This is a genomic window from Paenibacillus sp. alder61 (assembly GCF_020179875.1).
Classification (GTDB): Bacteria; Bacillota; Bacilli; order Paenibacillales; family Paenibacillaceae; genus Fontibacillus; species Fontibacillus faecis.
Genome location: NZ_JAIUDG010000009.1, coordinates 86850 through 104277, shown reverse-complemented (window position 1 = coordinate 104277; position 17428 = coordinate 86850). Strand labels below are relative to the sequence as shown.

Here is a 17428-nt window from a genome sequence, read left to right as displayed (position 1 = left end):
TTGATTGTTGGAGGTAGCCGCATGAATAACGACTTTAATCCCGCTTTACAAACTGAGCCGGCCGAATCGCTAGGCCACACTTCGTCCTCGCTAAACGTATCCAACAGGCTAGAGTCCAGCCGCCCTTTTCTCGTGATTCTTTGCAGCGTGCTGCTTTTGTCATTCGGCAGTAAGCTGTATGAAATCATATTACCGTTGATGATGTATGACATCACGCATTCCTCCGTGGCGATGTCCAGTATGAAAACCGCCGAATTGCTGCCGAATTTCTTCTTCGCGTTGTTCATCGGCGTACTGGTGGACCGTGTCGACAAAAAGCGCTGGGTACTCTGGATGATCGGTCTTCAGGCGTTGCTTCTGATCGGATTCGTTCTGTTTTTCCGCTCGGGCACCCATGTGCTGCCGCTGTATTACACGATCGGCTTTTTGCTGATGACGTTCAATTACGGTTACTTCAACGCCCAGACCAGCCTGACCAAGCTGACCGTACCTACGCACCGGCTTACCTCGGCAAACGCCAAATTATCCTTTGCCGAAACGCTCGTCGGCATCATGGGGCCGGCGTTGTCGGCCATGATCCTGCTGCTGCCGGACATTTCCGACGGGCTGCTGATCACCGCGGGCTGTTACGGCTTGTGCATGCTTCTGTTCACCCGGCTCCGCCTGGAAGAGAAGCATGCCGATGGCGGAACGCGGCCCAGCTTGGCCAAGGCGTTTACGGAAGGCTGGACCGCCTTCAAAAGTAACACCCCACTGTGGATGATGACCGTCTTCGTCATCTTTCTGAATTGCAGCTCGACCGTGGTCAACACGACCGTGATTTTTTTCGCCAAAGATGAATTGAAGCTGTCTTCCTCGGGGTTGGCCGTCGTCCTGTCGGCAGCCGGAGTGGGGGGACTTGCGGCCAGTCTCTTCATGGGAAAAATGCGCCTGCGCCTCGGTCTCGGCAAACTGTACGCCGCGTCCATCCTTATCAGCGGCGCAGGTTATCTGCTGTTATTCCTTACCGACGGACTGCCGGTATTCTTAATCGCCTTGTTTTTGACCGGGCTGGGCTCGACCGTCCACAGTGTCTGCGTTTACTCCTTTCGGCAGGAGCAAACCCCGGCTCCGTTAATGGGCCGGATCGCGGGCATTACCGGCACTTTGTTCCGGGTCGGCATGCCGATTGCCGTGTATGCTTCCGGATGGATCATTGCCTGGTACGGCTCGGCGGTCGTTTTTCTAGGCTGCGCCGTTTGGAATCTCGTCGTACTGCTGGTATTGCTGCGGACCCGCTTGCGGGGATTACAATAGTCTGTAGACTGACCACTCTCTATATTGCCTCAATCGGACATTTCGCCTCGGCCGGGCGGACCAAATCCGACGCCTTGAAATTCCCCTAGCCGCCCTCTGCGATAGGTAGGTGCCTTTTGGGCACTGGCGTTGCATGAAACCTGACCTGGTGCCGCCTATTCGCAATCTCTCTTGCCGCCGGCTATAATAGCGGCGTTTTGGGCCGTTATTTCGACCCAATTTGCGTTTTAGGGAAAAATAGCGGCCAAAAAGGACCTTATTTCACTGATACGGGTCCAAAAATCAGGTTTCGGCCCGCTTTTCCCTAAAATAAGGCCCCAAATGACCGCTATTTCTCACCGAAGGGACAAATTCGACAAAATAACGCCTCAAAAAGCCCTTATCCTCCCGTCCGGCTGTCAAAAGGTCTCAGGCTACCGCTCGTTCAGCATCCACACCCCGCCATGCCGACCGCCAAAACGCAAAAATGCCCGACCGCCGCACACTCGGGCGGCAATCGGGCCTGTTTCCTTCACCTATTCGCTCTGTTAACGCTCTCTGACCCACACGGTCATTTCGCCTTCGCCCCGGTTGGCCCAGGCGTAGTACGGGATGAACTTCACCGGGTGCGGCTTCGTCCCTGGGACGGCTTCCGGGCTGTAGAGCCCGTTCGTCCAATCCTCTTCGCGAAGCTTCTCGGCCTCGGACCGAACGGTGACCACGCCGCCGAGAAGCTGTTCCTCCCGAACCGCCGTAAGCTCCGCCTCGCGAGGCAGCACGATCTCGTGCAGGTTGGCGCCGTTGTCGGCCTCCTCGAGGCAGTAGACGAGCGGGCCTCTTTGCAGCGCGACTTTTCCGGCGTTCGCGCGGACCAGCGGATGGCTGTAAATCCGCTGCACCGGCATTTCCAGATCCAGCTCCACAACATCGCCGGCCGCCCATTCCCGCTCGATCCGCACATACCCGTTTACGACGGTTTGATCGTTCAGCGGATAGGCCGAACCGTTGAGTTTGAGCGACGCGCGCTTGCACCAGCCCGGAATCCGCAACGCCAGCGCGAACGATCCCGCTGCCCCATCCGGCTCTACTTCCAGCCGAATCTTGCCGTCCCACGGATAATTCGACGCCTGCTTCAACTTCACTTTACCGCCGCCTACTTCCAACTGCGCCTCGCCGCCGATATAAAGATGAGTATATAGGGTGCCTTCGTGCACGGTATAAATATACTCGCCCAAGGAGGCCAACAAGCGGGCGACATTCGGAGGGCAGCAGGCGCACCCGAACCATTCCTGGCGTACCGGTTTGATATGGTCGTACTTGCGGTTGGCCCCTCCGCACGCTTTAGGGTCCACTTCCAGCGGGTTGACGTAGAAGAAGTGCTTCCCGTCCCGGGACATGCCCCCAACCACCGTATTGTACAAGGCGCGTTCCATCACGTCGGCAAACGGCGCTTCCGGCGAGATCCGCAGCATCCGTTGGGCGAAAAAGATCAGGCCGATAGAGGCGCAGGTCTCCGCATAGACCGTATCGTTCGGCAAATCGTAGTCGAAGGAGAAGGCTTCGCCCTGCGGCATGGAGCCCACGCCGCCCGTGATGTACATCTGCCGGGTGACGATGTTGTCCCACAGGCGCCGGCACGCGGCAAACAGGCTGTCGTCACCCGTTTCGGCGGCGACATCGGCCATGCCGGTCAGCATGTAGAGCAGGCGGACGGCGTGCCCGATCGCTTTATCCTGTTCCCGCACCGGGACATGGGACTGGCTGTATTCCAAATCCAGCGCCACATTGCCCGGCCAGTGGGTCTTGCCTCCGCGCTCCTCCAGCTGAATGGCATAGAAGCTCGGCTTCTGTCCCCGCTGATCCACAAAATAACGGCCGAGCCGCAGATAGCGCTCATTCCCCGTCGCCTGATACAGCTTGATCAAAGCGAGCTCGATCTCCTGGTGGCCGTCGTACCCCGCCAGCTTCCCCGGATCGGTGCCGAACACGCTGTCGATATGATCGGCGAAGCGGCTGACGACGTCGAGCAGCTTTCTTTTTCCGGTGGCCCGGTAGTAAGCTACGCCCGCTTCGATCATATGACCGGCACAGTACAGCTCATGGCACTCCGCCAGGTTGGTCCAGCGCTGCCCCGGCTCCTTGATCGTGAAATAGGTGTTGAGATAGCCGTCCTCCTGTTGAGCCATCGCGATGATATCGATCAAACCGTCGGCGATGTCCTCCAATGCCGGATCGGGTTTCGATTCCAGCAAATAAGCTACCGCTTCCAGCCATTTGGCGATATCGCTGTCCTGAAAGACCATCCCATAAAAATCGCCCTGCTCCAGCCCCGCCGCTATTTTAAAATTCCGTACGGCTCCGCTCGGTTCCGCACTGTTGACCCGGTCGTTCAAGGCGTCCCACTGATAGGGGACCACGACATCCCGTACCAGATTAATATAGTAACTCCAAAATTCATCCTGAATGTGCACCTGATGCAGCGGCACTCGAGCCGCGTAAGCCGTATTCGCGCTTTTGACCATCTTGGAGACTCCTCCTTTTATCGAAAAATCATACTGACAGATTTCATTCTAGCTTATATATTTAATAAATAATATAAGCGCTTCCAACCTGTTGTTTATAATATTTCACACAAACCAAGGAGGAGAGACCCGATGATCAAAGCCGCCGATATCGTTCATATTCCGGCCCCGCCCGCTCCCTATTTTCTGGAATGCGGTCATACGGTCTACGCCGCTGGAGACCAGCATCCGAACCGGAAAAATCTCGGCGTATTCGACCTGCTTTTGGTGGAGCAAGGGACCCTGTTTATTGGGGAGGAAGAGAAACGCTGGGAGCTGGGGCCGGGGGAAACGCTGCTGCTGCTGCCGGACCGCTACCATTACGGGTTCAAACCTTGCGAAGACCGCTGCTCCTTCTACTGGCTTCATTTCCAAACCGTATGTCCCTGGCAGGAATCGGCCGCGGGAAGCTTGCCGGCTCTCTATCAGCCTGAGGAGCATATCCGGATCTACGGGACGGCGCCTTATTCCATTCAGCTCCCGAAGCACTGGCATCTGCCTTATCCCGCTCAAACCTACCGCTTAATGGACAAGCTGCTTGCCTATACGACCGAGCGTCAATCGAGCGCTTATTGGTCCGGTCAACAGACGTTCGACGAACTGGTCCGCATGATGGACTTACGCCAACTGGAGCAGTATGCCTCTCCCGTCGTCACTGTGGCCGAACAGACGGAGGCGTATATCAAAAACCACTATCGTTCCGAAATTACCGGCGAAACCTTGTCCGAAGCCCTTCATTTTCACTATAACTACATAACGCGGTGCCTAAAGCAGGTTTACGGCATGACCCCGCATGAATATTTGCTGCACTACCGTTTGGAGCAGGCCAAACTGCTGCTGCTGAAAACCGAATGGCCGGTGTCCGAAATCGCCAAGTATGTCGGGTTCCGGCATGCTCCTTATTTCTCCAACCGGTTTACGATTAAGAACGGCTGTTCACCGCAAAAGTTCCGCAAACAGTACTCCCAATAAAAAAAACGGCCCGCCCTTTCACTTGGAAAGAACGGGCCGTTTTTGCGGCATAAACCGTCTGTTAACGATACACACTCATCGGCTCGTGATAAGGCACCTCGCGATACATTTGGCCCATGGTCTGCAAAGTTTGGTCCGGAGCCGTGGCCATCATGTACCAGCCTTTACGAACCATATAGTTCCATACCTCATAAGCCTGATGAGAACACATCCGGAACGCGTCCTCCAGAAAGACTCTCAATTGAACCGTCGAGCATTCGAAGGCGGACCAGGCATACTCCCGTCCGCTCCGCTTCAGGGTCAACAGGTACGAAGTCGCAATCCCCCTGTCGTCCAGGCCCGTCAACTTGACTTGAGGCTGGACCGGGGTGTAAGTTCCGGGGGTAGGCATGCCCGGTGTCATCGTCAATTGCGGTACGTTCAGTTGGTCCCGGGAACCGTGCCGGTTCGTCGCAAACTCCACTTTCATATTGTAATCCTGAACATGGACGGCGTAATGGCGGGAAATCATCTCCCGAAGTTCCGGATCCTGCGCCTGGTTTAGAAACAAGGCCATACTTTGGATGGAATTGGTGCAGCCGAGCAGGAGTTCGTTGAGTTCATGGGCTTCATGAGCGCCTAGAAGCAATGGTTTTCTTCCTTTCGTCCTGGGATTAGGATAGCTTCATCCTCGTATAGTGTCCCAACCCCTTGACGAAATATTCTTAGAAAAGCCCTACCGGTTCACAATCGTATTCAGCGAAGCGAAGGCCAGCGGGCCAAAGCCCTCCGAAGCTTCGCCGTGCGGCATGTTTATTTTGAACACATACCCTTGGCCGTCCACTTCTTTAAGGATGTACTCCTTGGTTACCTTCTCGCCGCCGGCAACCAGAAACAGCGACGCGTCCCGCATGGAAGCATGGATTTGTTCGCCTTTCCGCTCTTCGACCTTGCCGGTTTCGGCCATTTCTTGTTTGGCCTCCGCCGTAATTTGGTCCAGGCTGTAATCGGACGGCAGCTTGACGATTTCGACGAAATAATCGTTGTCGTAATCCATCTTTAACTTGTTCTCCTTAGCATCGAAGGTAAAGCCGTCAAAAGCGTATAAGGCATAGTCACTGCCTTCAACCAGCTTGGCGGTTCGTCCCTCCTTCATGCCCTCAAGTTCGACCTCAATGGTGCGCTCGGCCGGCAAATCCCCCGCGGAGGCTTGCCCGGCGGAGCCGGACTTGGACGGATTTTCCCCGCCCGTTTTGGCCAGTTTGGTGATCGTCTTCTGGATCAGGGAATCGTCTCCCTCAACCTTTTCCTCCACATATTCAAATTCGACGGACTCCTCCGGCTTTAATCCGGCGGCCAGTTCCTGTACATCCTGATTCAATTGGAAGGCTTCCGGGCTCCCATCCACCTGGATTTCGGCGGAATGATTGTCGATCAGGCCAACCCAGACCCCTTTTCCCTGCTTCGCTTCCATTGATGTCTCCGAGTCGTTCCGATTTGGTTCCGCATGGTCTGTGTCGGCTTGATTCGCGGGCGGAGCGGTCTTCTCCGGGGCGTTGTTCTTTCCGCTGCAGGCGGCCAGCGAAAGTGCGAGTACGGCCACTAGGGCGGAAATGAGCCATTTCTTATGTCTGATCAATAGTAACACCTCCATAAATACTGAACGAAAAATCAATGGAAATGTTTCAAATCGCCCCTTGGAAATGTTCACCACTTGTGTAACAGTTTATAATGAGAAATGCGCGAGGAGAGTATCGTTACAATTTCTTACTTTCAGACCGATAATTAAAATGAAAACTTATCAGTGAAGCGAGGTACATTATGGCAAAAATCGGAATCGACCTCGGAACCTCCAACAGCTTGGTGGCCCATTGGACCGAAAACGGTCCGGTGATCATTCCCAATTCGTTGGGTTCCCATCTTACGCCATCCGTCGTCAGCTTGGACGACAACGACGAAATTCTGGTAGGGCAGATCGCCAAGGAGAGAAGCATCACGCATCCGCACTTGACCGCTTCGACCTTTAAGCGCTACATGGGGACGGACAAGCAGTACCAGATCGGCAAATATTCTTTTTCTCCCGAAGACCTGTCTTCCTTTATACTCCGGTCTTTGAAGGCGGACGCCGAAGCCTATTTAAATGAAGAGATCGAAGAGGCCGTCATCAGCGTTCCGGCTTATTTCAACGACACTCAGCGCAAAGCGACGCTCCGGGCCGCGGCGCTGGCCGGTCTTCACGTGGAGCGTCTGATCAGCGAACCTACCGCCGCTGCGGTTTCCTACGGACTTCATCAGCAGGAGGCGGATACCCGGTTCCTTGTGTTTGACCTGGGCGGAGGCACATTTGACGTATCGATTCTCGAATTGTTCGAAGGCGTCATGCAGGTCCAATCCATCGCCGGAGACAATTATTTGGGCGGCGAGGATTTCACCGACATTCTGTTATCCTACTTTGTGGAGAATCAGGGCATCGACTTTGTGAATTTGTCGGGCAAAGCCCGGTCGGCCCTGTTTAAACAGGCGGAAACATGCAAAATCGCCCTGGGCAACGGCAATACCGGCGAGATGGTCTTTACCGAAGGGGACAAGACCTACCGGCTGACCCTCGACCGGAACCAGTACGAACAGCTGGCGGGCCAGCTTCTGCTTCGGCTGCGCAATCCGATAGAACGGGCCTTGCGCGACGCTTCGCTGGCGCCGAAAGATTTGGACGCGGTCATCCTCATCGGGGGAGCCACCCGGATGCCGATAATTAAGTCCGTAGTTAGCAAAATGTTCGGCCGCCTGCCTTACTCCAATATCAATCCCGACGAAGCTGTCGCTTTGGGCGCGGCGATTCAGGTCGCGCTGAAAGACCGCGACGCCAGCTTGCAGGAGATGATCTTGACCGATGTCTGCCCGTTCACGCTGGGCACGGACATTATTAAGCGGTTTGACGGCGGCCGGATCGAAGACGGCTATTTTCTTCCGATTATTGAACGGAACACTCCGATTCCGGTCAGCAAAGTGGATCGCCTTTATACCGTTCATGATAACCAGTCCGCGATTACCGTCGGCATTTATCAAGGGGAAAGCCGGCGGGTCGAAAACAATGTGCACCTGGGCGATCTGACCATTCAAATTCCGATGGCTCCGGCCGGTGAGCAAAGCATCGATCTTCGCTACACCTACGATATTAACGGCGTGCTGGAGGTCGAGGTCACCACGGTCAAAACCGGCGAGAAGAAAACGATGATCATCGAGAAGAATCCGGGCCAATATTCCCCGGAACAAATCCAGGCCCGGCTTGAGGAACTGAAGCATTTGAAAATCCACCCCCGCGACCGCAGCGAAAACCGCCTGCTGCTGGCGCGAGGGGAACGGCTATACGAAGAAGCCCTTCATGAAAGACGGGAATATATCGCTGACCTTATCCTTGAATTCGAACGCGTACTCGCCTCCCAAAACGAGCAAGAGATCAAGAAACAAGCCGCCCTGTTCAAGCAGAAGCTGGATTCGCTTGAAAGGTGGACGGAGTTTTAATGAGCTTTTGGAAGTGGCTGAAAATTAGCCCGACCACGGACGTAAAAGCCATCAAACGCGCATACGCCGCTCAGTTGAAACTTCACCACCCGGAAGATGACCCCGCTGGCTATCAAGCGCTGCGGGAAGCCTTCGATGCGGCATTAGCCTATGCCAAAAGAAAGGAATCCGCCGCCAAAAGCGAATCCGAGTTTAGCGGCGAGCCGGCAAACGGAGGGTTTGCCGGAATCCCTGCGGAGGCCCCCCCTGAGAAGGGGGGTCCGAAACTCCTCCGCGTGGTTTACGAACCCGATGTACATACCGAAGAAGAACCCGGAAAAAGCCCGCTGGTCCCACCCGTCCGCATACCGCCGCTGATCCCTGCGGATGATCCGTCCGAGCGGGAAACGACAGGCTGGAACCGCCGGACCTTCTTTCCCCCGGACAGCGACCAAGATCCGGAAGAACCGGGAGGGTCCGTCCTGGTTCCTCCGCCCAGGCTTCCGCTCCCTCCGCTTCCTCTGGATACGGTGAACGAGCAGGAACAAGGCGGCGGCTTAAGAGACCGGGCGTTTCCGGAAATCGAGAACGAAGACCGGCTTCCCTATATTCGGAACTGCCATACCGTGGCCGAATTTATGCAGCGGGCGGCGGAAATTTACGATTATTTTCCTGCGCGCATTTCCAGAGGGGAATGGCTTGAACTGTTGAATTCCGATGTGATGTGGAATATGAGGTTTAAGCGGGAAATCGCCGTTCAACTGCCGGCGTTCTTGGCTGAGCGGCGGTTCCTTCCGACGGAAATTTGGGAGCTCCTGGAGGCCTCGTTCGGCCTCGAAGAGATGCTGAACGAGGGGGATGCGACGAACGGATTCGAGCCTTCTCAGGACCCTTCTTTTACGGCCTATTATATCAGGCAGCTGCGAACCCCCGGACTCCGATACGAGCCGCTGTTGTCGGCCGAAATTCTCAACATGGATCTGTATCTGGATTACCGCGATAAGGGACAACAAGCCTTGGCCGAGAATCGGTTGGAAACCGCGGGAAGAGCGCTCCAGCAAGCGTACGCCCTTTTCCCGGACGATCCCGATCTGCTCCTTCTGCTTGGGGAATACGAACTTCGGGTAGGCGAGGATCGTCACGCCCTGGCCCGGTTTGAGCGCCGGATCGAATTGGCGCCGGAGGAATCCGACGGCTATGTTCAAAAAGCCCGCACCTTATTCTTTAGCGGTCGGTTCGCCGAAGCCGAGGATATATGCAGGTTCATTCTTGCCCGTTGGCCGGGACATACGGGAAGCAAGCTGCTGCTGGCTCAATCGCTGATGCATCTGGGCCGAGAGGGAGAAGCGCTGCATACCTATGAAGCGCTGTACGGACAAGCCGCCGCGTTCGCCAGTCAACCCCCCGCCGCCAAAAAACGGCCCGAGCCGCGGAAAACAGCCTGGACTCAAAACCGGAAAATCAGAAACCATGCTTTGGTGGTCCTCGTCTGCTTGCTGCTTATTGTTGGGCTTTTTATATATTCCAAATCCGATAGCGTCACCGGGGCACCCGTTCCTGTATCCAGCCTTCATCAATTGGAGGACATGGAGTCCGGCACCTTGGTCTCTCTGGAACTGACCGATCTGCGGGATCTTGAGTTGGGAAAATATACATTCCTAACCTTGAGGGATGAGGAAGTCGTCGCCTACCAGGACGCGAATTACGCTTTTCTTAATCCCGAGAAATACGGATCGGCGGATGCTCGGGTATACCAGGCGAATTTCGAAGGAAAACAACTCGCCGTGGTCTCGAAGCCTCTTTTGAGCGAGAATGAAGAAAGGACAGTTAAGGTGGCGGGGTATATCGATACGCTCGGTCCGGGGAAATTGCGAGACTCCCTGGCGGAAGTCCTGATCAGAGAAGCCTCCGGTTCGCGGGAATACGCGGAGCCTCTGAGTTGGGGAAGCGCCGGGGCGGCTATTTCCGGGGTGCTGAGCTGGTTCACGGCGGAAGACCAGGAGCTTGGGCCGGATTGGATCCCCCGGGTTATTGAAATCCGGAATCCGAGGGGGGCGGACAGCATCTGGCATTGCATGATGGCGATCGCGATTTGCGTAATTATCGGACTACGCAGCCTGATCCTCGGATACCTCGAATACGGAAGAAGTGTGAGGCGAAGAATATGGTTTTAAAAAAACGTGCCCTCATCGAGAAAATGACCGCTCCCCTGTTTATATCCGATCCGTTTCATGATGCGGGGATCGGAAACTTCCGCCATTTTGCGAGATCCTCCCGTTATTTTCATCATGATTGGCTCGATTTTTGGGGCGCCGATGAATCCTACCGTTGTACGGAAAAGCTGAAGTGGCTCCTGTATACGGGATACCGGGAGGACTTCAATCGGGCGGCGCACACCCTTTCCGGTCTGCCGGAGAGCACGCGCCGTGCCTATATTCGCAGCCTGCCGGAAACCGATCCGCTCAAGAACCGGATGATTCACGCCGGTCCGTATATGGAGACCCTCACCTTTTCGGGCATCGCCGCCTTTGACTATGCACTGTATCTGACCCTGTTTGTTTCGGCATCCAAAGTCGGTTTCCAAATCCGGGGCGAAGCCGACGTATTCCGCGACAAGCTCTTCAAAATCGCGTACGCCAAATACCGCAGCTGGCACGAATATTTTCAGGCCTGCATCGCCGGGATTTACTTTGTCCTCGCCCAGCCTGAACGCATCAGCGAGTTGGGCGGCAGGCACTATGCGTTTCTGCGGCAGCAGGCGGATGAACAGAACTCGCCGCGTTCACTTCATTGGAACGAATTAAATGCCTAATTTCGCCCGCCAACGACAAAGCGGCGCCCTTCCGGTCCATGACGGACAAAGGGCGCCGCTTGTTGTTAAGCTTCCGGCTGATCCGCGGTACCCTTGCGGGCGGCGGAGAGACATACGATGATCAAAATAAAGGCGATTAACGCCATAAACGGAATCGTCACGAATCCCCACCAGTTCAAATAGTCGAAATTGCAGGGAATCCCTACTTTGCACGGAAGCAGCCTGGACAGCGCCGGGATCTTTTGCTCCGCGTAGTGATATAGCGAAATGGAACCGCCGATAACGCTGAGAGGAATGGCATAAATGACGGCCGAACGGTCGTTCCGGTAGGCGGCAATCCCCAGAATGATCACCTGCGGGTACATAAAGATCCGCTGAAACCAGCATAACCGGCACGGTTCATAGTGCAGCACTTCGCTTAGATACAAACTGCCCGCGGTAGCCACCAGCGAGACCAGCCAAGCGAGATAAATGCCGTAATTCCTGAAAAAAGAACGCATCCGCCGATTCCTCCCCATTACTCGCCGATCGCTTCCTCGATGGCTTTCTTAAACTCGTCATAGCTGCCGACATTTCCGGCAAACTCCTGTCCGTTAATAAAGAAGGTAGGCGTGCTGTCGACCCCCAAGGCATCCCCCTTGGCGTACTGTTTGTCCACTTCTTTTTGATAGGTTTTGTTCTCGATATCTTTGCGGAGCTGCTCGTAGTCCACTTCAAGCTTAAGTTCCTCCGCCAATCCGACCAGGAAATCGACCGTGGCCCACTCCGTGCGTTCGTCGCCTTGCTTGCTGAAGATGGCGTCGAAATAAGGCCAGTAGGCGTCCTTGTTCTGGTGGTAGACGGATTGTACCGCGAGGGCCGCCGTCATCGAGTCTTTACCAATAAAAGGAAGGTTCATAAAGTAAAAAGCGGCCTTTCCTTGATCTATATAGTCGCTGACCAGCTGCGTCTTGATCGTTTCGTTGGCCATTTTGCAGGTCGGGCATTTGAAATCCCCGAATTCCACCACTTTCACCGGCGCGTCGCTTTGGCCGAGCATCGGCAGATTCTCGTAGTCGAACGAAGCAACCTTCGCCTTCGGCTTCGGATCCAAGGACAGCACAACGATAATCAATACGAGCAGAACCCCCACGGTGGAGAACCAAATCACCCGTCTCCGCCGCTGCTGCTGCGCCTGCCTCTCCGCTTCCGCTTTTCGCTGCGTCATGGCATTTCCTGTCTTTTTCGGTGGCACCCAAACCCCTTCTTTCTTCTAATAAAATAGTATAACTCCTAGATCATGCAACCATTCTAGTTACAAATGACAGATTCGTCAAGTTTGAGAGAGTTAGGGGTGTGGGGTTCAAAACCAACGGTGATTTCGCCTGTCCATGTTTCGGCGGATGAAGGAAGACGCAAAAAAACGGCGCAGCCATGAAGACCGCGCCGCCCTGACAACCAGGTCCGATACCCGTTTATTTCTCGTCCGCCGGCTCCGTCTCTTCGGCCGCATCCGGCGACGTCAGATCCGCTTCCGCCACCCGCGGCAGCACAATCGAAGCCAGCAATTCTTCTTCCGCTCCGACCAGCGTAACTCCCGCCGGCAAGGTCACGTCCGCGGCCGTCAGCTTGTCGCCGGTGCCCAAATGCGAGATATCCACGTCGATTTCGGCCGGCAGATCATCCGGCAGCCCTTCCACTTCCAGCTCCGTCGACTGCATCTGCAGGACGCCGCCTACCTTCGTCCCTTGAGCCGTTCCGGTTAGATTCAACGGGACTTTGACGCGGATCGGTTTGTTTTTGGAGACTTGTTGAAAATCGACATGTACCACTTTACCCGCGCGCTGCTGGATTTCCTTGATCAGAACCGGGTAGGTTTCCCCGCTGTCCAGCTTTAACTCGAACACCTCCGCCCGTCCGGTCCTGGAGATTTTGGCCAGCTCCTTGAAATCCACGTGAAGCGGCAGCGGCTCCGTGTTCGCTCCATAGATGACCGCGGGAATTCGGCCGCTGTCCCTTAACTGACGTAGGGATGCCCGGGTAAACGTCTCTCTTCGCGCAGCATCCAAACGATGTGTCTGATGATTCGTTGCCATACATGCATCATCCTCTCTAGAAAAGTTACAGTGGCGCGTACGCCAATAAATGCTATAAATATCTATTACCCTCTTTCTTGCTGAATTTAACAAGAAAAAGCGCAAAAATCGGGAGGAATTTTTACATAGAGTTATAATTTTTACACTGCGTTTACATAATGAGGCATTTCGTTTCCTGCCGGCATAGTAAAATAAAACTATAGATATAAAGTCCCGCCGTCGGAGTCTGCATATTAACGGGAAAATTTCCCGTTAATGTATCGTTCTTGGCCCCTCGACCGGATTTAACTGGAAAAACTCCATCTATTTCGCGGCCCTATTGCCGATATACGCAATTTCAGGCGAATTAACGGGAGGTTTTCCAGCTAATTTCCCTCTGCAGCTGTGTACACACCAAATTAACGGGAAGAATTCCCTTTAATTCGAATCAAACATTTAGCTGCAGGTCAAGCGTGTGAAAGTAACCCACCTTTACGCCGCTGTCTATTATGCAAATCAATAGTTCAACTAACATTAATTGTTTCTATTAAGAAAAGAGAGTTTTCAGGCAAATGGAGGTCATGCAGGAATGGCGCTTGCTGAAAATAAAAATAAAGGGTCCCGCTATTTGAACCGGGACTTGAGCTGGGTTGAATTCAACCGTCGGGTTCTGCTGGAAGCGAAGGATCCGGACACGCCTTTGTTGGAAAGAGCCAAATTTCTCTCGATCGTGTCCAGCAATCTCGACGAGTTTATGAGCGTTCGCGTGGCGGGCATTCAGGATCAAATCCGGGCGGGTTACACCAAAACCGACTTCACGGGCTATACGCCGGCCGGGTTGTATAAACGCTTGATTACCCGGGTTTCGGCTATGGTTGGCGAGCAGTACCGAACCTTCCGGGATTTAACCCGCCAGCTCGCCAAGGAACACATTCAATTCCTCAAATACGAGGAATTGAACTCCACCCAACGGAAGTCGATGGAGACCTACTATCACGACATTATATTTCCGGTGCTGACGCCGATGGCCGTGGATCAGAGCCGCCCGTTCCCGCTGGTTCATACCGGATTCGTGTATTTGGCGGTCGTTTTGGCGAGGGACCCCCTGCCGGCGCAGGGCCTGGAGGAAGAAGAACGGGAGCCTTATTTTGCAATCGTGCAAATCCCGTCCAACCTGTCGCGGATTATCCCTCTGCCGCATCATTCCAACAGCAAAAAGCAATCTTTTATCCTGATCGAAGAGGTCATTCAGCACCATATTCACACGCTGTTCAGCGGGTATACCCCGCTGGCCGTCCATCAGTTCCGGGTGACCCGGAACGCCGATTTGGCTTTGGATGAGGAAGGGGCCGAGGATCTGCTCGAGGAAATCGAAAAAGAGCTCCGCAAACGCCGCTGGGGGGCGCCCGTCCGGCTTGAAATCCAGAAGGGGATTCATCCTTACGCGCTGGAAGTGCTGCGGGAGGAATTTGAAATCACCGACGCGATTTTTCAAATCGACGGACCGCTGGACCTCGGCTTTCTCGGCAAGCTCCCGTCCGCGGTCAAAGGGTATCCGAAGCTCCGGTATCCGCAGATCGAGCCGGTCTATCCCCGAGAGTTCGAGATGAGCGAGGATTATTTCGAGGTATTAAAACAACGGGATGTCCTGGTGTACCATCCCTATGAAAGCTTTGAGGCCGTCACCGACTTTATCACCCAGGCTTCGGAAGACCCGGCGGTCATGGCGATCAAAATGACGCTGTACCGCGTCAGCGGCAATTCCCCGCTCATTCAGGCGCTGGCCCGCGCGGCCGAGGCAGGGAAGCAAGTCACCGTCGTCGTAGAGTTGAAGGCGCGGTTTGACGAGGAGCGGAATATCGCCTGGGCCCGGACGCTGGAAAAAGCGGGCTGCCACGTCGTATACGGCCTGGTGGGCCTGAAAACCCACGCCAAAATCCTGCTTGTCGTCCGCCAGGAAGGGCGGGACCTGACAAGGTATGTACATGTAGGAACCGGCAACTACAACGATATCACCGCGAAACTGTATACGGATATCGGATTGTTTACGGCGGATCCCGCAATCGGCGAGGATGCCTCGCAGCTGTTTAATCTGATTACCGGCTATTCGGAGGCCGACCACTGGAAGGCGTTTACGCTGGCGCCCACGGGAATGAAGGACCGCCTGTTCTCGCTGATCCGCCGCGAGGCGGAGCATGCGGCCGCGGGAAGGCCGGCGCGGATTATCGCGAAGATGAATTCCTTGTCCAATCAGGAGATGATCGACGAATTGTATGAAGCCTCCCGGTCGGGCGTCAATATCGATTTGATCGTCCGCGGCGTCTGCTGCCTCCGTCCGGGAATCGAGGGCTTAAGCGAACGGATTCGGGTCGTCAGCATTGTGGACCGGTTTCTCGAGCATTCGCGGATCTATTATTTCGAAAACGGCGGCAAACCGGAGGTCTGGTTGTCGAGTGCGGATTGGATGACCCGCAATCTGACGCGCAGGCTGGAGCTGATGTGCCCGGTTCTCAATGATGAAACCCGCACAACGCTCATGCAGGTGCTGATGCTTTCCCTGGCCGACAACGTCAAGGCGAAGCAGCTTGTTCAGAACGGCAAGTATGTCCCCGCCGTCCGCGCGCATCCGCCTCGCCGGAGCCAGTTCGACGCCCTGGATATCAGCAAGTGGAAGAAGGAATCAACTCCCACTCCAACCTGAGCTTCCAGGCCTTCTTAAAGCTTTTGGCCGCGCCCTCGAGCCGGCTCGTTTCCAGATAAGCCCGGCTGCGGCATTTTAAGCGGAGCAGTAATGCTCCGTCCTGCAGCCGGGCTTCCTTGATCTCCACGCTCTGCGTTTCGCTGGCATCCAGCGCGATCGCGATCTCGAGCAGCGAACCGAGTTCGCGAATCCGCTCCGGGTCGCCCTCCTCCAGAAGCCGTTCCAGTTCGCCATCGATTCCTTTCTTTCCGCCTCCCGCCGCGCAGTCGACGATCGCCGCGCACAGCACCGCTTCCCGATGGCTCAGGGCGCCCAGCGGCGCGTGAAGCAGCCAGTATGACGTATGTTTGTCGTACTGGTGATAGCGGATCGCTCCGCCGATTTTGTAGAGCATCGAAGAGGCGAACAGCAGCCGGCGCGTCTCCGCCGCCTTCTCCGGCGCGGGTCCTCCCGCTTCCATGACGGCGCTCAGCCGCTCGGCAAACCGGCTGACCTGCCGGAAATGGCCGAGCGGCGCCCCGGCATGGAAAGCGAGCAGGCCGTAGGCCTGCCGGGCCAGCACCTCCGCCGGCTCGGGCACCCCGATGCCGAGCGTATCCATCAGCAGGCCCTCGCGCAGCCCGGTCCCGCTCACAACGCAGCAAGCCGCGCCGGTATGGCGGAAGACGGTCTGCAGCAGGATCATCCCGGGTACGATAATATCGGCCCGGGATTTGGGCAGCCCGTCGAGCGCCTTGCGTTTCTCCAGCGGCAGGTAAGGCAGCAGATCGGCGTAATACGCCAGGCTTTCGGCATCCAGCCGATAGTGGTGCGCCAGCCGGACCGGGTACTTCCGCCTGCGCTGATCCAGTTTGCCGAGCGTCCGGATGGTGCCGCCAAGGCCGATCAGTTCAAGTCCCGGGTGTTCCGCAAGCCACTTATGCTCGGACAGCAGCCGCTCGATTTCCTGCTGCAGCCTGGCCGTATCGGCTTGCCCCCAAGGGTCCGGGCCTCCGTATTTCAATTGCGCGTTCACCGCTCCGATGGGCAGCGACACGCTGTGCTGCAACTGGCGATCGCGAAACAAAGTAATTTCGGTGCTTCCGCCGCCGATATCGATAATGAATCCGTCCTTCGTCTCCATCCCGGCGGCCACGCCGATAAATCCGAAGTACGCCTCTTGTTCCCCGGTTAAGATTTCAATCTCAAGTCCGGTTTCCGCTTTTAGGCGCTCCGCAATGCGCACGCTGTTGGCGGCGTTCCGGATCGCCGCCGTGGCGGCCACGCGTACGGTCCGGCAGCCGTATACCTCGCAGATTTCGCGAAACTGGGACAAGACGGGAACAATCCCGAGAATGGCATGCTCTTCCAAGATGCCTTCGCGGTTGATTTTTCCGCTAAGCCGGGCGGATTCCTTGTTCTCGTTAACCAGCCGGTAAGCCCCTTCCGGCGTAGCTTCGTAAATCGCCAGACGGATGGAGTTGGAACCGATGTCGATAATCCCCGTCCTCGCTAAGTTGTTCGTCATGAGTAGATTAGCTCCTGTTATCTCTTTTTAAGTTTTAAGTTCAAACCAGCCCGTGCCTTACACAGT

The 17428-nt window shown here is 55.5% G+C and carries 13 protein-coding genes; 6 read left to right on the top strand and 7 right to left on the bottom strand.

Annotated features, from left to right (window positions below; translation table 11 throughout):
* The first annotated feature begins 21 nt into the window (after nucleotides 1–21).
* Complete coding sequence (locus LBW89_RS11335) at nucleotides 22–1296, top strand: MFS transporter (RefSeq protein ID WP_148451326.1); 1275 nt, start codon at nucleotides 22–24, stop codon at nucleotides 1294–1296.
* Between the two features lie 527 nt (nucleotides 1297–1823).
* On the opposite strand, the gene LBW89_RS11330 is transcribed toward LBW89_RS11335, so the two are convergent.
* Entirely contained in the window at nucleotides 1824–3797 is a 1974-nt protein-coding gene (locus tag LBW89_RS11330) for a glycoside hydrolase family 127 protein (protein ID WP_148451325.1), read from the bottom strand.
* Between the two features lie 132 nt (nucleotides 3798–3929).
* Between LBW89_RS11330 and LBW89_RS11325 the strand changes: the two genes are divergently transcribed.
* The gene (locus LBW89_RS11325; RefSeq protein ID WP_148451324.1) at nucleotides 3930–4808 is read left to right on the top strand and encodes a helix-turn-helix transcriptional regulator; all 879 of its coding nucleotides are present in this window, start codon (nucleotides 3930–3932) and stop codon (nucleotides 4806–4808) included.
* A 61-nt stretch (nucleotides 4809–4869) separates the two neighbouring features.
* On the opposite strand, the gene LBW89_RS11320 is transcribed toward LBW89_RS11325, so the two are convergent.
* Together LBW89_RS11320 and LBW89_RS11315 are read right to left on the bottom strand one after the other, a co-directional pair.
* Nucleotides 4870–5436: a spore coat protein gene (locus LBW89_RS11320; RefSeq protein WP_148451323.1), complete on the bottom strand. Its 567-nt coding sequence runs from the start codon at nucleotides 5434–5436 to the stop codon at nucleotides 4870–4872.
* Between the two features lie 87 nt (nucleotides 5437–5523).
* The gene (locus LBW89_RS11315) at nucleotides 5524–6426 is read right to left on the bottom strand and encodes a hypothetical protein (RefSeq protein ID WP_148451322.1); all 903 of its coding nucleotides are present in this window, start codon (nucleotides 6424–6426) and stop codon (nucleotides 5524–5526) included.
* Between the two features lie 182 nt (nucleotides 6427–6608).
* On the opposite strand from LBW89_RS11315, the gene LBW89_RS11310 reads away from it, so the two are divergent.
* The 3 genes from LBW89_RS11310 to LBW89_RS11300 are packed head-to-tail and all read left to right on the top strand — an operon-like array spanning nucleotide 6609 to nucleotide 11100.
* Entirely contained in the window at nucleotides 6609–8309 is a 1701-nt protein-coding gene (locus LBW89_RS11310) for a molecular chaperone HscC (protein WP_148451321.1), read from the top strand.
* A complete protein-coding gene (locus LBW89_RS11305) occupies nucleotides 8309–10462 on the top strand; it encodes a J domain-containing protein (protein WP_148451320.1) in 2154 nt (717 codons plus the stop codon). The genes LBW89_RS11310 and LBW89_RS11305 overlap by 1 nt, the downstream gene beginning before the upstream one ends.
* Complete coding sequence (locus LBW89_RS11300; RefSeq protein WP_148451319.1) at nucleotides 10453–11100, top strand: DUF1266 domain-containing protein; 648 nt, start codon at nucleotides 10453–10455, stop codon at nucleotides 11098–11100. The genes LBW89_RS11305 and LBW89_RS11300 overlap by 10 nt, the downstream gene beginning before the upstream one ends.
* A 65-nt stretch (nucleotides 11101–11165) precedes the next feature.
* Here the strand turns inward: LBW89_RS11300 and LBW89_RS11295 are convergent, their stop codons facing one another.
* The 3 genes from LBW89_RS11295 to LBW89_RS11285 all read right to left on the bottom strand — a co-directional run bounded on the left by LBW89_RS11295 (nucleotide 11166) and on the right by LBW89_RS11285 (nucleotide 13175).
* Nucleotides 11166–11600 carry a disulfide oxidoreductase gene (locus tag LBW89_RS11295; protein WP_148451318.1) on the bottom strand — a complete coding sequence of 145 codons (435 nt, stop codon included), beginning with the start codon at nucleotides 11598–11600 and terminating at the stop codon, nucleotides 11166–11168.
* A gap of 17 nt (nucleotides 11601–11617) precedes the next feature.
* On the bottom strand, nucleotides 11618–12334 hold the full coding sequence (locus tag LBW89_RS11290; RefSeq protein ID WP_148451317.1) for a DsbA family protein: 717 nt from the start codon (nucleotides 12332–12334) through the stop codon (nucleotides 11618–11620).
* A gap of 220 nt (nucleotides 12335–12554) precedes the next feature.
* On the bottom strand, nucleotides 12555–13175 hold the full coding sequence (locus LBW89_RS11285; RefSeq protein ID WP_148451316.1) for a 50S ribosomal protein L25: 621 nt from the start codon (nucleotides 13173–13175) through the stop codon (nucleotides 12555–12557).
* A 568-nt stretch (nucleotides 13176–13743) separates the two neighbouring features.
* Here LBW89_RS11285 and ppk1 point away from each other — a divergent pair.
* The gene (gene ppk1, locus LBW89_RS11280) at nucleotides 13744–15855 is read left to right on the top strand and encodes a polyphosphate kinase 1 (protein ID WP_148451315.1); all 2112 of its coding nucleotides are present in this window, start codon (nucleotides 13744–13746) and stop codon (nucleotides 15853–15855) included.
* Here the strand turns inward: ppk1 and LBW89_RS11275 are convergent.
* Nucleotides 15815–17362 (bottom strand): Ppx/GppA phosphatase family protein, encoded by a 1548-nt coding sequence (locus LBW89_RS11275; RefSeq protein WP_148451314.1) that lies wholly within the window; start codon nucleotides 17360–17362, stop codon nucleotides 15815–15817. The genes ppk1 and LBW89_RS11275 overlap by 41 nt on opposite strands.
* Between the last annotated feature and the right edge of the window lie 66 nt (nucleotides 17363–17428).

What these genes read in the sequence shown, in the direction of transcription:
- LBW89_RS11335 (WP_148451326.1), top strand. Translation starts at nt 22, where the DNA reads ATGAATAACGACTTTAATCCCGCTTTACAAACTGAGCCGGCCGAATCG.
- LBW89_RS11330 (WP_148451325.1), bottom strand. Translation starts at nt 3,797, where the DNA reads ATGGTCAAAAGCGCGAATACGGCTTACGCGGCTCGAGTGCCGCTGCAT.
- LBW89_RS11325 (WP_148451324.1), top strand. Translation starts at nt 3,930, where the DNA reads ATGATCAAAGCCGCCGATATCGTTCATATTCCGGCCCCGCCCGCTCCC.
- LBW89_RS11310 (WP_148451321.1), top strand. Translation starts at nt 6,609, where the DNA reads ATGGCAAAAATCGGAATCGACCTCGGAACCTCCAACAGCTTGGTGGCC.
- LBW89_RS11305 (WP_148451320.1), top strand. Translation starts at nt 8,309, where the DNA reads ATGAGCTTTTGGAAGTGGCTGAAAATTAGCCCGACCACGGACGTAAAA.
- LBW89_RS11300 (WP_148451319.1), top strand. Translation starts at nt 10,453, where the DNA reads ATGGTTTTAAAAAAACGTGCCCTCATCGAGAAAATGACCGCTCCCCTG.
- LBW89_RS11295 (WP_148451318.1), bottom strand. Translation starts at nt 11,600, where the DNA reads ATGCGTTCTTTTTTCAGGAATTACGGCATTTATCTCGCTTGGCTGGTC.
- LBW89_RS11285 (WP_148451316.1), bottom strand. Translation starts at nt 13,175, where the DNA reads ATGGCAACGAATCATCAGACACATCGTTTGGATGCTGCGCGAAGAGAG.
- ppk1 (WP_148451315.1), top strand. Translation starts at nt 13,744, where the DNA reads ATGGCGCTTGCTGAAAATAAAAATAAAGGGTCCCGCTATTTGAACCGG.
- LBW89_RS11275 (WP_148451314.1), bottom strand. Translation starts at nt 17,362, where the DNA reads ATGACGAACAACTTAGCGAGGACGGGGATTATCGACATCGGTTCCAAC.